The sequence below is a fragment of the Bradyrhizobium tropiciagri genome (assembly GCF_018130505.1).
Lineage (GTDB): Bacteria > Pseudomonadota > Alphaproteobacteria > Rhizobiales > Xanthobacteraceae > Bradyrhizobium > Bradyrhizobium tropiciagri_B.
In genome coordinates this window covers 130051-142885 of the sequence record NZ_JAFCKH010000005.1, presented here as the reverse complement: position 1 = coordinate 142885, position 12835 = coordinate 130051, and the positions used below count along the sequence as shown (strand labels likewise).

Sequence of the window (12835 nt, the reverse complement as noted above, 5' to 3'; positions counted from 1 at the left end):
AGCGAAGACGAATCCGATGCGCTTTTTGGCAAGGATTTCAGGCTCCAATGGTCTGCGAAACAGGACTTGAAATGGGGCTTGGGGCGGACCGTGTCGCAAGCTCGCCCTTCAGGCTGTAGCGTTCGAGGCTGTCGATCCGCACCGGCAGAATTTTTCCGATGATGTCTGGCGATGCCATCACATGCGCAGGCTGCAGATAGGCGGTGCGGCCGACGATCTGGCCGGGATTGCGCGCGGCGCGCTCGAACAGCACGTCGACCGTTGTGCCGATCGCAGCCCGGTTGAAGGCCGATTGCTGGCTGTCGATCAAATCCTGAAGCCGCCCCAAGCGCTCGTCCATCTCAGTCGCTGACACCGTCTCCCGCATCTCCGCCGCCGGCGTGCCCGGCCGGGGCGAATATTTGAATGAATAGGCCGCAGCGTAGCCGATTTGCGTGACAAGCGCGAGTGTGGCGGAAAATTCTTCAGCCGTCTCCCCGGGGAAGCCGACGATAAAATCCGATGAAAAAGCAATATCTTGCCGTACCGCCCGGAACCGGTCGATGACGCGCCGGTAGTCATCGGCGGTATGTTTGCGGTTCATGGCTGCGAGGATCCGGTCCGATCCCGATTGCACCGGAAGGTGCACGAACGGCATCAGCTCGGCCAGGTCGCGATGCGCCGCGATCAGATCGTCATCGACATCGCGCGGATGGCTGGTCGAATAGCGCAGCCGCTTCACGTCAGGGATTTCAGCAAGCCGTTGCAGCAGCTTGCCGAGCGACCAGGGCCGGCCGTCTGGGCCGTCGCCGTGATAGGCGTTGACGTTCTGGCCGATCAGCGTGAGCTCGCGCACGCCGTTCTCGGTAAGCTGCATCACATCGTCGATGATGTCAGCGACCGGGCGCGACACTTCGGCGCCGCGCGTATAGGGCACCACGCAGAAGGTGCAGAACTTGTCGCAGCCTTCCTGCACCGTCACGAAGGCGGAGATGCCGCGGGCGCGGATCGCCGCCGGCTTCGGCTGCGGCAGGAAGCCGAACTTGTCCTCGACCGGGAATTCGGTTTCCAGCGCGCGGCCATTGGCCTTGGCGCGCTTCAGCAACTCCGGCAGATGATGATAGCTCTGCGGCCCGACCACGATGTCGACGGTCGGCGCGCGATGGACGATCTCCTCGCCTTCGGCCTGCGCGACGCAGCCGGCGACCGCGATCTTCATCTCGCGGCCGTGCCGCGCGGCCTCTTCCTTGGCGACGCGCAGCCGGCCGAGCTCGGAATAGACCTTTTCCGAGGCCTTCTCCCGGATGTGGCAGGTGTTGAGGATCACGAGGTCGGCGTCATCAGCGCTAGCCGTCTCTACAAAGCCCTCGCCGGCCAGCGTATCCACCATGCGCTGCGCATCGTAGACGTTCATCTGGCAGCCATAGGACTTGATGTGCAGCTTGCGCGGCGTCGTCATGGAACCCAAAGTCGTGGAATGGAAACGGCGCCATATGGGGCGCGGGGCTCAGATATAGCCAAAAGGGGCGAAAATCCAGCGGTCTGGCACCCCTCTCACCCCGTCATTCCGGGATGGTCCGAAGGACCAGACCTCAGGTGCGCAATTGCGCACCGGGGAATCTCGAGATTCCGGGTTCGCTCCCTGCGGTCGCGCCCCGGAATGACAGTGGATCACATGACGGGCGTCTTGGCCCCGATCCCGGCAATCAACCCCGGCAACTCGCGCATGTCGGCAAACGTCACCGCCGCCCCCGCCTTCCGCAACATATCCTCGTGTTCCGCCGTACAATGGCTGCCGCCAAAGAAGCCCAGCACCGTCATGCCGGCGGCGCGGGCGCCGCTGACGCCGGGCACGCTGTCCTCGATCACGACGCAGCGCGCAGGGTTGGCTCCCATCTGCTCGGCGGCGAACAGGAACAGGTCGGGCGCCGGCTTGCCGCGCTTGACCTGCACGGCGGAGAAGATATGCGGCGCGAGCTGGTCGTAGAGCCCGGCGCAGACGAGGCCGTGGCGGATTTTCTCCGGCGTGCCGCTCGAGGCCACGCACGTCGGGATGTCGAGTGCGGCGATGGCATCGCCGACATGCGCGATGGCGTTGAGATCGTCGGCGTAGAAGCTGAGCGTCGCCTGCTTGACCTCGGCCTCGAAGCCATCGGGCAACGCGCGGCCGAGTTCGGTCTCGACGATCTGCCGCGCCTCGCGGTCGGAGACTCCGAGGAAACGCTTCAGCACGCCATCAGGCGTGATCGGAAAGCCATGACGCGTCAACGTCTCGGCATGCGCGCGACAGGAGATCACCTCGCTGTCGACGAGCACGCCGTCGCAATCGAAAATGACGAGATCGATGTTCATGGCTTTCTGTCTGACGCGTTTTCTTTGCGCGAACCGGTGCCCACTTCGCTTGAAAACGCTATGCTACGACTTGCTGTCTTCGTCGAGCGGGACGCAATAGAGCTCGAGCCGGTGATCGACCAGCTTGTAGCCGAGCTTGCGCGCGATCTCGGCCTGCAGCTTCTCGATCTCCTCGGAGGTGAACTCGATCACCTTGCCGTCGCGCAGGTTGATCAGATGGTCGTGATGGCTCTCCGGCATCTGCTCGTAGCGCGCGCGGCCCTCGCGGAAATCGTGGCGCTCGATGATGCCGGCGTCCTCGAACAGCTTGACGGTGCGGTACACCGTCGAGATCGAGATCTTGTCGTCGACCGCGACGCAGCGGCGATACAGTTCCTCGACATCGGGATGGTCCATCGATTCCGCCAGCACGCGCGCGATCACGCGGCGCTGTTCGGTCATGCGCATGCCGGTCGCGGCGCAGCGCGCCTCGATGCCGGTATTCTTCTGCGCAGGCGGGATTTTCACCGTGGTCATGGTCCGGGGGCCTCAGAGCAGGCGCTGTTCTGCCATCGCGCGGATGTTACGACAAGTCGCGGCGCATCAGAAGCGCGTTCAAATGTTCCCCGCCGGGCTGCTTGTAATAGCGTTCGCGGCGGCCGACCACGCCGAATCCGGTCCGTTCGTAGAGTCTGCGCGCCGGCTGATTGTTTTCTTCCACTTCCAGAAAAATGGTGCGGATGCCGCGGCCGGCAAGATGGCCGAGATGGGTCAGCAGCAGGTTGCGCGACAGGCCGCGTCCGCGCTGGCTGCCGTCGATCGCGATCGACAGGATTTCCGCCTCGTCCGCCGCCATGCGCGACACCGCGAAGCCGATCACCTTGCGTCCCTGGCGCAGGCGATGCACCAGCGTGTTGCGCTCGGTGAGCATCATCTCGAATTCGCCTTCGCCCCAACCGCGGTGAAACGATGCGCCATGCAGTTGCGCGAGCCGCGCCGCGTCGCGCAACGTCGCGGGCTCGACCGCAAGCGGGCCGCCGCTCCACCACCGTGACAACCAGTCCATCATGTCGACGGCGGGGCGCTGACTTCGAGGCGATCCTTCGGCGGCTTGGCGTCGGGCGCGCGCAGATAGAACGGCCGCGGCGGCGCGCCGTCGGGATCGATGGCGGCGCCGATCCAGGCGACCCAGGTAATATCGGGTGCCGATTGGCAATCGACCGCGACGGGGTCCGCTGCGTCCGCAGGCCAGCGCGCGGCAAGAAGCATTGCCGCGGCGTTGCCGACCAGATGCAGCGCGCCGTATTGGGCGGCCTCGAGCGCCTCCGCGATCGGCGCCACCTTCGGCTTGACGAGCGGGCTGCCGTCGCCGGCCACCACCTGGAAATAGACGTGATCGTGCCGCGCATCGATCGCCGACAGGATCGGACGTTCGGCATTCGCGGCGACCACGGGCGCGGCGTAAGCGGCGAGCGTGGTCACGCCGACCACCGGCTTCTCCGCGGCAAGCGCGATGCCGCGCGCCGCCGACAGGCCGACGCGCAGGCCGGTGAAACTGCCGGGGCCGGTGGTGACGGCGATGCGGTCGAGCCCGGCAAAGCCGATGCCGCTCTCTTTCATCACCCGCCCGAGCAGCGGCATCAACGCCTCGGCATGGCCGCGCTGCATCGGCAGCGATTCAATGGCGATGGTATTGCCGGAGGTGGTGTCGAGCACCGCCGCTGAGCAGGCATCGAGCGCGGTATCGATTGCGAGAATCATCATGAGGAAGACGTCACAGCGAATGGAAGGTCAGGGCCAATTCCTGTTCGCCGGCTCACCGTTCTTTCCCCCTCTTCGTAGGGTGGGCAAAGCGAAGCGTGCCCACCACCTCTTGCACTGCTCTTGAAGGTGGGCACGGCGCAAGCGCGCCTTTGCCCACCCTGCGCAGGTTTACATCGGCCGGACTTCCTGCACGTCGGGCACGAAATGCCGAAGCAGGTTCTGGATGCCGTGCTGCAAGGTTGCGGTCGATGACGGGCAGCCGGCACAGGAGCCCTTCATGTTGAGATAGACGATGCCGTCCTTGAAGCCGCGGAAGGTGATGTCGCCGCCGTCATTGGCGACCGCGGGGCGCACGCGCGTCTCGATCAGGTCCTTGATCTGCTCGACGGTCTCGGCATCGGCTTCATCGAAGAATTCGTCGTCCTCGTCGCTCGCAGCGTCGCTGGAGGCGGTGCCGTCGGCGAGCAGCGGCGCGCCGGACATGTAGTGCTCCATGATCGCGCCGAGGATCGCCGGCTTGAGGTGCTGCCAGTCGCCGTCCGCCTTGGTCACGGTGACGAAATCCGAGCCGAAGAACACACCGGTCACGCCTGGCACGGCGAACAGCCGTTCGGCGAGCGGCGAGCGGGCCGCGGAGTCCGGCGAGAATTCCATCGTGCCGTTGTCGAGCACGACGCGGCCCGGAATGAACTTCAGGGTGGCGGGATTGGGGGTGGCTTCGGTCTGAATGAACATCTGCTGTCTCCGGCGTCGCCGGTTCAAGGCCGGCGCGTTGAGGGTTCCCCTATCAAATGGCAACTAAAAAGCTATCGATCAAGCCGCAAAACCGCGGTTCCGGGGCCGTATCCATGCTCCGGCGTGGCCTCAAAGGGTGTAATCCACTAGGACAGGGCGTCGACTTCGGCGTCGGTCAGCCCGCCGGGCACGATGGTGACCGGGATCGGGAACGCGCCCATGGTCTTGGCCATCGTGGTGATGATCGGCCCAGGCCCCTCGGCGCCGGGATTGGCGGCCAGCACCAGCATGGCGATGTCGACGTCCTTCTCGATCACGTCGAGGATCTGTTCGGTGGGGTCGCCCTCGCGAATCACCCGTTCCGGGGTGATCGCGGCGATGCCGTTGGCGCGGCCGGCGGCGCGGTCCAGCGCCTCATTGGCGGCCTCCTCGGCCTCCGCGCGCATGATGTCGGCGACGCCGAGCCATTGCTGGTTCTGGTCCTCGGTCTCGATCACCCGCAGCATCACCACGCCGCCGCCGACCCGGATCGCCCACCGGCTGGCGTAATAGACCGCGCGGTCCCATTCCGCCGTGTCGTCGACGATGACGAGGCATTTCGGCTTGTGGCCGGTCTCATAGCTGCGTCGCTGGGTGGTCATGCATGTCCCGGTGCTGAACCAAACCGACCCATGCTGCCACACTCCCTCGCCGTTTGGGAGAGGGCGCGCGCAGTTCCTGACGCGTGCGTCAGCGCGGGCGGATGAAGCCGACGATGTCCTTGACCGTGCGCATGGTCTCGTCGGCGATCCCGCGGGCGCGGTTGGCGCCGTCGGCCAGGACCGCGTCGACATGGCCGGGATCGGCGACCAGCTTCTTCATCTCGCTGGCGATCGGCGCCAGTTTTGCGACGCAAACCTCGACCAGCGCGTTCTTGAAGCTGGAGAACTGCCCGCCGCCGAACTGCGTCAGCACCTCCTGCTTGGAGACGCCGGCGAGCGCGGCGTAGATGCCGACCAGGTTGTCGGCCTCCGGGCGCGGCTCGAGGCCCTTCTCTTCCGACGGCAGCGGCTCCGGATCGGTCTTCGCCTTGCGGATCTTCTGCGCGATGGTGTCGGCGTCATCGGTGAGGTTGATGCGCGAATTGTCGGATGCGTCCGACTTCGACATCTTCTTGGTGCCGTCGCGCAGGCTCATTACCCGCGTTGCCGGCCCGGTGATCAGCGGTTCCGGCTGCGGGAAGAACAGGCCGTCGTCGAACCCATGGCCACGAATTGAATCAACGAAGTCGTTGTTGAACTTCTGCGCGATGTCCCGCGAGAGCTCCAGATGCTGCTTCTGGTCCTCGCCGACCGGCACATGGGTCGCGCGGTACAGCAGGATGTCGGCGGCCATCAGCACCGGATAATCGTAGAGGCCGACGGAGGCGTTCTCGCGATCCTTGCCGGCCTTCTCCTTGAACTGGGTCATGCGGTTCAGCCAGCCGATCCGCGCCACGCAGTTGAAGATCCAGGTCAGCTCGGCGTGGCCGGCGATCTGGCTCTGGTTGAACACGATGTGCTTCTTCGGATCGATGCCGGCGGCAATGAAGGCGGCGGTCACCTCGCGGGTGTTGCGCGCCAGCTCGGTCGGGCCGCCCCAGACGTCGACGCCTTGCGTGATCGCGTGCATGTCGACGACGCAATAGATGCAGTTATGCGTCTCCTGCATCTTCACGAAGTTGACGATGGCGCCGAGGTAGTTGCCGAGGTGCAGATTGCCCGTCGGCTGGACGCCTGAGAAAACCCGTTCAACGAACGCCATGGTCAAGATTCCCGGAAATGCTGGCTTTGGCGGGGTCGTTTGCCATTTAAGCTTCGCGCGCGCAAGTCAGGCGGGGCGCCCCTGCTTGACGGCGTTGACCGCCTGCCGCCAGCCGGTCACGCCGAAAAGCTGCAAAAGCAGCCCGTAAGCCGCGATACCGGCGGTGATCAGCACGAGCAGGGCGGCGGCCTCTACCAGGCCGTGGGCGCCGGCCGGCAGCAGGCGGGCCGCGATCCACAGCAGGGCGCCCATCGCAAGCGCGGCGGCGAGGATTCGCGGCAGCCGGCGGCGGGCGTCGGCATCGATCGAGAAGCCGAAGCTGGTCGCGCCCTTGCGGATCAGCGACAGCGCGTTGCTCCAGGCGCCGAGCGTGATCCCGGCGGCAATGCCGTTGGCGCCGTAGAGCTGGCCGAACAGGAACGCCGCGGCGATCGCGACCACGACGGATTGCAGCGTCGCCAGCAGCGGCGTCAGCGTGTCTTCGCGGGCGAAGAACGCCGGCGACAGCGCCTTCACCAGCACATGCGCCGGCAGCGCGAGGCTCAGCCAGACCAGCGCCTGCGCCGTCGCCGCGCTGTCCTCGGCGCTGAATGCGCCGTGCTCGAACAGCATGCGCACGATCGGGCCGCTCAGCACCATCAGGCCGAGCGTCGCCGGCAGCGCCAGCCCGGCCGCGAGCTCCAGCGCGCGCGATTCCGCATGCGCGATCGCGCCGTGTTCGCCGCTGCGCACCGCGCGCGTCATCTCGGGGATCAGCACGGTGCCCATCGCGACGCCGACGATGCCGAGCGGCAGCTCGAGCAGGCGGTTGGCGAAATAGAGCCAGGACACTGCCGCCGGCGCGCCGGAGGCGATCACCGCGCCCGCCACCATCAGCCATTGCGGCGCGCTGCTCGCGACCATGCCGGGAACCGCGCGGCCGAGGAAGCTGCGCATCTCGCCGTCGAACGAGACACGCAGCGGCGCGGCGAGCTTGGCGCCGCGCATCGCCAGCATCGAGAGCTGCAGCAGGCCGGCGACGCCGATCGTCGCCGCCATCACCAGCGCCGCGCGAACCGGGTCGTGCTGCCGCACCAGCAGCACGGCCATCACGGCTATCAGCGCGATGTTGAACAGCAGCGGCGAGAACGCGGTCAGCGCGAAGCGGCCCTGCGCGTTGAGCAGCCCCATCATCACGGTGACGGGTCCGGCGAAGGCGAGATAGGGCAGCATCAGCCTCGCGTCGTCGACGGCGAATTGCAGCGTGTCGCGGCCGACGAAGCCCGGCGCGATCAGGGCGATCACGAACGGCATCAGCACGCCGATGACGAGCGCGGCCGCGATGACGGCAGCGCTGACGGTGCCGAGCACGCGGCCGGCGAAGGCAGTCGCCGCCGCGACGCCGTCGCTGTCGCGGATCTTGAGCCAGGCCGGCACCAGCGCCGCATTCAGCCCGCCCTCGGCGAGCAGGCGCCGCACCACATTCACCAGCTGGAACGCGGCCAGGAACGCATCCGCCACCGGCCCCGCGCCGAGCAGCGCCGCGATCACGGAATCGCGCACGAAGCCGAGCAGCCGCGAGGACAGCGTTCCCGTGGAAACGGTGAGGAAGGAGCGGATCATCGCGGCTTGTATAGCAGCAGGACGTGTTGCTGCCAGTAGCACCCTGTCAGACCCGTTACCCTCAGAGAGTGCGATCAGCGACGCCAAACATTCAGTGTCGTCCCGGCGAAGGCCGGGACCCATTACCACCGAAGATCATTGTTGCGCGGTGCTGGGGCCGCAGCCTTCTTCAATAATCCAACCCTGTGGTTATGGGTCCCGGCCTTCGCCGGGACGACGCCGGATATGTTGTACCGCAGTTCGACCCATCATCCTTGGGGATGACGGGACTGCTGGCCTGTCTTGCTGCCGTCGGCCGTAACGTGATAGGCCGCAGCCTCCGCAACACAGGGCAGGTCAATGGCTGAGGCAAAATACGACGTTCTCGGGATCGGCAATGCGATCTTCGACGTGCTGGTGCAGACCGACGAGGGGTTCCTCGCGCGGCACGGCATGACCAAGGGCTCGATGCAGCTGATCGACGAGGCCCGCGCCACCGCGATCTACAGCGACATGGGCAGGGCGACCGAGGTGTCGGGCGGCTCGGCGGCGAACACCATCGTCGGCGTCGCCAGCTTCGGCGCCCGCGCGGCCTATGTCGGCAAGGTCAAGAAGGACCAGATCGGCGACCTCTACACACACGACATCCGCGCCGCCGGCGTGACGTTCGACACCAGGCCGGCCACCAGCGGGCCCGCCACCGGCTGCTCCTACATCCTGGTGACGCCGGACGGCGAGCGCACCATGAACACCTATCTCGGCGCCGCGCAGGACCTGACGCCTGATGACATCGATCCGGAGCAGGTCGCGGCGGCCGGCATCATTTATCTCGAAGGCTATCTCTGGGATCCGAAGAACGCCAAGGACGCGTTCGTGAAGGCCGCGACCATCGCGCACGGCGCCGGCCGTCAGGTCGCGCTGACGCTGTCGGATTCGTTCTGCGTCGATCGCTACCGCGACGAATTCCTCGACCTGATGCGCAAGGGCATCGTCGACCTCGTGTTCTCCAACGAGTCCGAGTTGCATTCGCTGTACCAGACCGCCGATTTCGACACCGCGCTGAAGCAGTTCGGGAAAGATACGAAACTCGGCGTCGTCACCCGCAGCGAGAAGGGCTGCGTCGTGGTGTCGAGAGATGGCGTGACATCAGCGCCGGCCTATCCGATCGACCGGCTGGTCGACACCACCGGCGCCGGCGATCTGTTCGCGGCCGGCTTCCTGGTCGGCCTCGTCCGCAACGTCGGCTACGAGAATGCCGGCCGCCTCGGCTCGCTCGCCGCGGCGGAAGTGATCCAGCACATCGGCGCCCGTCCGCTGGTGTCGCTGCAGGATCTGGCGAAGGGCAAGGGGCTGCTGGTTTAGGGCAGGGCGTTCTCTTCGCCTCTCCCGCTTGCGGGGGAGGCCGACGCGCGAAGCGCGGCGGGTGGGGGCTCTCTCCCTACGAAGAGTCTCGCTCGTGGCGATACCCCCCACCCCGGCCCTCCCCCGCAAGCGGGAGAGGGAGAAGAAAGAAGTCACGCCGTCTTCGCCGCCTTCAGCCCGAGCCGCTGCTCCACCGCGTCGCGCATCACGAATTTCTGGATCTTCCCGGTCACCGTCATCGGGAATTCCTCGACGAACTCGACATAGCGCGGGATCTTGTTGTGGGCGATCTGGCCGTGGCAGAAGGCGCGGACCTCGTCGGCGGTGAGCGTCTCGCCGGCGCGCACGCGCACCCAGGCGCACAGCTCCTCGCCGTAGCGATCGTCGGCGACGCCGAAGATCTGCACGTCCTGGATCTTCGGATGGCGGAACAGGAATTCCTCGATCTCGCGCGGATACAAATTCTCGCCGCCGCGGATCACCATGTCCTTGATGCGGCCGACGATGTTGCAATAGCCCTCGTCGTCGATCACCGCGAGATCGCCGGTGTGCATCCAGCCATTGGCGTCGAGCACGTCGCCGGTCTTTTCCTTTTCGTCCCAATAGCCGAGCATGATGCTGTAGCCGCGGGTGCAGAGCTCGCCGCGTTCGCCGCGCGGCACGATCCTGCCGTCGAGGTCGACCACCTTGACCTCGACATGCGGATGGATGCGGCCGACGGTCGAGACGCGACGCTCCAGCGGATCGTCGGTCGCGCTCTGGAAGCTCACCGGGCTGGTTTCGGTCATGCCGTAGGCGATCGTGACCTCGCGCATGTTCATCGCGGTATTGACGCGCTTCATCACCTCGATCGGGCAGGGCGCGCCGGCCATGATGCCGGTGCGCAGCGACGACAGGTCGAAGCGCGCGAAATCCGGATGGTCGAGCTCGGCGATGAACATGGTCGGCACGCCGTACAGCGTGGTGCATTTCTCCTGCGCGATCGTCGTCAGCGTCGCCAGCGGATCGAAGCCTTCGCCGGGATAGACCATGGTGGCGCCGAGCGTGACGGAGGCGAGGTTGCCCATCACCATGCCGAAGCAGTGATACAGCGGCACCGGGATGCAGATCCGGTCCTCTTCGGTCAACCGCATCGCGCGGCCGGTGAAATAGCCGTTGTTGAGAATATTGTGGTGGGTCAGCGTCACGCCCTTGGGCGAGCCTGTGGTGCCGCTGGTGAATTGAATATTGACCGGATCGTCGAACTGCAGGAGGTCGCCGAGTGCCGCGATCTGCTCGCGATGGCGCGGCCCGCCCATTTGCGAAACCTGCTCGAACGCAATCGTCCCCGCTGCGGCCGGCCCGCCGATCTGGATCACGGCGCGCAATTGCGGCAGCCGCGCCGATCGCAACTGGCCGGGTTCTGAGCTCGCAAGCTCGGGCAGCAGCGTGTTCAGCATCTCCATATAGGCCGAGGTCTTGAACGCGGTCGCGGTGACGATCGCCGCGCAGCCGACCTTGCCGAGCGCGAATTCGAGCTCGCTGAGCCGATAGGCCGGATTGATGGTGACGAGGATCAGCCCGGCCTTGGCGGCGGCGAATTGCGTCAGCGTCCATTCCGGCCGGTTCAGCGACCAGATGCCGATCCGCTCGCCGCGTTGCAGGCCGAGCGCGAGGAAGCCCGCCGCCAGCGCCTCGACCCGCTCGGCGAATTCGTTCCAGGTCCAGCGCACATTGTGGCTGGGCGAGACCAGCGCCTCGCGCTCGCCCCAGCGCGCCCGCGCGCGGTCGAGGCTGCGGCCGATGGTTTCGCCGAGCAGCGGCGCATCCGAGATGCCGCACACATAACTTTCCGCCTTGGGTGCCAAGATCGTCCTCCTCGCGTGAGTGTCGCGTTGAGCGCGATCTTAGTGATTTGGTGCCGAACGGACAGGCCCGACCTATGGCGGGGTCTCTTGCTCCGTCTCCCCGTTCTTACCGGGAGAGGGTCGGGGTGAGGGGCTGTCTCCGCATTGAAGGTAGCAGCTGGATTTGTGGAGACTCCCCCTCACCCGGAACGCATCTGGCGATGCGTTCCGACCTCTCCCCGCAAGCGGGGCGAGGTGGATTTTTAGGCCGCCTTCTGCCCGGTGAGCCCGGCGTAGACGCCGCGCTCCAGGCCGGCAAAGGCTTCCAGGCTGTGCTTGTCGGCGAACGGCAGCAACTGGGTCAGGATCACGCCGCAGACATCATGCGACGGATCGATCCAGTAATAGGTGTTGGCGAGCCCGGCCCAGGCGAGACTGCCGGGGCTGCGGCCTTCGGCCGTCTTGGCGGTGTTGATCAGGAAGCTCAGCCCCCATTTCTTCACCTGCTCGGGATAGAGGTCGACATCGTTGGTGAACGGCGGCGCCGCCGATGTCATCTTGGTGACGGACAGATCGCCCATCTGGTTCTGCCCCATCGAAGCGACGGTCTCCGGCTTCAGCAGCTGGTTGCCGTTGCCTTTGCCCTTGTTGAGGATCATCTGGCAGAACTTGATGTAGTCGGCCGCGGTCGAGTACAGCCCGCCGCCGCCCATGTGGAATTCAGGAGCCTGCTCGAGCTCGAACGGGATCGCCGCCAGCGCGCCGTCCTCGCCGCGCGCATGCATGCCGACCAGCCGCTTGCGCATGTCGTCTGTGATCTTGAAGCCGGTGTCGCTCATGCCGAGCGGCGCGAACATGTTGTCGCGCAGATAGGCGTCGAGCTTCTTGCCGGATGCTGCTTCGACGGCCTTGCCGACGAAGTCGATATTGATGCCGTATTCCCAGCGCGTGCCGGGATCGCTCGCGAGCGGTGTCTTCAGTGCGGCATTGGTGCAGGAGATGATGCCGGGCGTGCCGGTCTTCTCCATGTACTTGCCCATGTCCGCGTTCCACAGGTCGTAGCAGAACCCCGCGGTGTGGGTCATCAGCTTGCGCAGCGTGATCGGCGTTTTCGCCGGCCGCAGCTTGGGCTCGCCCTTGGCATCGAACCCTTCGAGCACCTGCGGCGCGGCGAGGTCGGGCAGCAGCTTGCCGATCGGCTCGTCGAGCGACAGCTTGCCCTGCTCGACCAGTTGCATCGCGCCGGCCGAGGTCACCGCCTTGGTCATCGAGGCGATCCAGAACACGCTGTCCTCGGTCATCGCATCGCTCTTGGACAGGTCGCGTTTGCCGAACGCGCCGTGATAGATCACATCCTTGCCGGTGGCGGCGACTGCCACGACGCCGGGTATCTCCTTGGCCTCGCTCTTCTGACGCAACACCTGATCGATCTGAGCCTTGCTCTGCATTGGGGCCTTCCTCCGGTGGGTTGTTGT

12 protein-coding genes are annotated in these 12835 nt (G+C 66.0%); 1 reads left to right on the top strand and 11 read right to left on the bottom strand.

The features are described 5' to 3' along the window. Positions 1-37 precede the first annotated feature (37 nt). The 9 genes from miaB to murJ form a co-directional block, all read right to left on the bottom strand. A complete protein-coding gene (gene miaB, locus JQ633_RS14305; RefSeq protein WP_211985686.1) occupies positions 38-1438 on the bottom strand; it encodes a tRNA (N6-isopentenyl adenosine(37)-C2)-methylthiotransferase MiaB in 1401 nt (466 codons plus the stop codon). A 212-nt stretch (positions 1439-1650) separates the two neighbouring features. Next, complete coding sequence (locus JQ633_RS14300; RefSeq protein WP_211985685.1) at positions 1651-2331, bottom strand: HAD family hydrolase; 681 nt, start codon at positions 2329-2331, stop codon at positions 1651-1653. Positions 2332-2394: 63 nt separating this feature from the next. Continuing rightward, positions 2395-2847 carry a Fur family transcriptional regulator gene (locus JQ633_RS14295; protein ID WP_211985684.1) on the bottom strand — a complete coding sequence of 151 codons (453 nt, stop codon included), beginning with the start codon at positions 2845-2847 and terminating at the stop codon, positions 2395-2397. A 46-nt stretch (positions 2848-2893) separates the two neighbouring features. Further along, entirely contained in the window at positions 2894-3379 is a 486-nt protein-coding gene (gene rimI / locus JQ633_RS14290) for a ribosomal protein S18-alanine N-acetyltransferase (protein ID WP_211985683.1), read from the bottom strand. Next, a complete protein-coding gene (tsaB, locus tag JQ633_RS14285; protein WP_211985682.1) occupies positions 3376-4074 on the bottom strand; it encodes a tRNA (adenosine(37)-N6)-threonylcarbamoyltransferase complex dimerization subunit type 1 TsaB in 699 nt (232 codons plus the stop codon). The genes rimI and tsaB overlap by 4 nt, the downstream gene beginning before the upstream one ends. Before the next feature lie 168 nt (positions 4075-4242). Next, complete coding sequence (locus JQ633_RS14280) at positions 4243-4809, bottom strand: NifU family protein (protein ID WP_211985681.1); 567 nt, start codon at positions 4807-4809, stop codon at positions 4243-4245. 146 nt (positions 4810-4955) lie between these two features. Then, positions 4956-5450, bottom strand: a complete 495-nt coding sequence (locus JQ633_RS14275) for a universal stress protein (protein ID WP_211985680.1) — start codon at positions 5448-5450, stop codon at positions 4956-4958. 88 nt (positions 5451-5538) lie between these two features. Continuing rightward, positions 5539-6591, bottom strand: a complete 1053-nt coding sequence (trpS, locus tag JQ633_RS14270; RefSeq protein ID WP_211985679.1) for a tryptophan--tRNA ligase — start codon at positions 6589-6591, stop codon at positions 5539-5541. A gap of 66 nt (positions 6592-6657) precedes the next feature. Next, positions 6658-8193 carry a murein biosynthesis integral membrane protein MurJ gene (gene murJ / locus JQ633_RS14265; RefSeq protein WP_211985678.1) on the bottom strand — a complete coding sequence of 512 codons (1536 nt, stop codon included), beginning with the start codon at positions 8191-8193 and terminating at the stop codon, positions 6658-6660. 339 nt (positions 8194-8532) lie between these two features. Between murJ and JQ633_RS14260 the strand changes: the two genes are divergently transcribed. Next, a complete protein-coding gene (locus JQ633_RS14260) occupies positions 8533-9534 on the top strand; it encodes an adenosine kinase (RefSeq protein ID WP_211985677.1) in 1002 nt (333 codons plus the stop codon). Positions 9535-9686: 152 nt separating this feature from the next. On the opposite strand, the gene JQ633_RS14255 is transcribed toward JQ633_RS14260, so the two are convergent. Both JQ633_RS14255 and JQ633_RS14250 read right to left on the bottom strand, forming a co-directional pair. Next, entirely contained in the window at positions 9687-11381 is a 1695-nt protein-coding gene (locus JQ633_RS14255) for an AMP-binding protein (RefSeq protein WP_211985676.1), read from the bottom strand. Between the two features lie 242 nt (positions 11382-11623). After that, entirely contained in the window at positions 11624-12808 is a 1185-nt protein-coding gene (locus JQ633_RS14250; protein WP_211985675.1) for a serine hydrolase domain-containing protein, read from the bottom strand. Between the last annotated feature and the right edge of the window lie 27 nt (positions 12809-12835).

Coding starts and splice junctions, on each gene's coding strand:
- miaB (WP_211985686.1), bottom strand. CDS start 1,438: ATGACGACGCCGCGCAAGCTGCACATCAAGTCCTATGGCTGCCAGATG.
- JQ633_RS14300 (WP_211985685.1), bottom strand. CDS start 2,331: ATGAACATCGATCTCGTCATTTTCGATTGCGACGGCGTGCTCGTCGAC.
- JQ633_RS14295 (WP_211985684.1), bottom strand. CDS start 2,847: ATGACCACGGTGAAAATCCCGCCTGCGCAGAAGAATACCGGCATCGAG.
- rimI (WP_211985683.1), bottom strand. CDS start 3,379: ATGATGGACTGGTTGTCACGGTGGTGGAGCGGCGGCCCGCTTGCGGTC.
- tsaB (WP_211985682.1), bottom strand. CDS start 4,074: ATGATGATTCTCGCAATCGATACCGCGCTCGATGCCTGCTCAGCGGCG.
- JQ633_RS14280 (WP_211985681.1), bottom strand. CDS start 4,809: ATGTTCATTCAGACCGAAGCCACCCCCAATCCCGCCACCCTGAAGTTC.
- JQ633_RS14275 (WP_211985680.1), bottom strand. CDS start 5,450: ATGACCACCCAGCGACGCAGCTATGAGACCGGCCACAAGCCGAAATGC.
- trpS (WP_211985679.1), bottom strand. CDS start 6,591: ATGGCGTTCGTTGAACGGGTTTTCTCAGGCGTCCAGCCGACGGGCAAT.
- murJ (WP_211985678.1), bottom strand. CDS start 8,193: ATGATCCGCTCCTTCCTCACCGTTTCCACGGGAACGCTGTCCTCGCGG.
- JQ633_RS14260 (WP_211985677.1), top strand. CDS start 8,533: ATGGCTGAGGCAAAATACGACGTTCTCGGGATCGGCAATGCGATCTTC.
- JQ633_RS14250 (WP_211985675.1), bottom strand. CDS start 12,808: ATGCAGAGCAAGGCTCAGATCGATCAGGTGTTGCGTCAGAAGAGCGAG.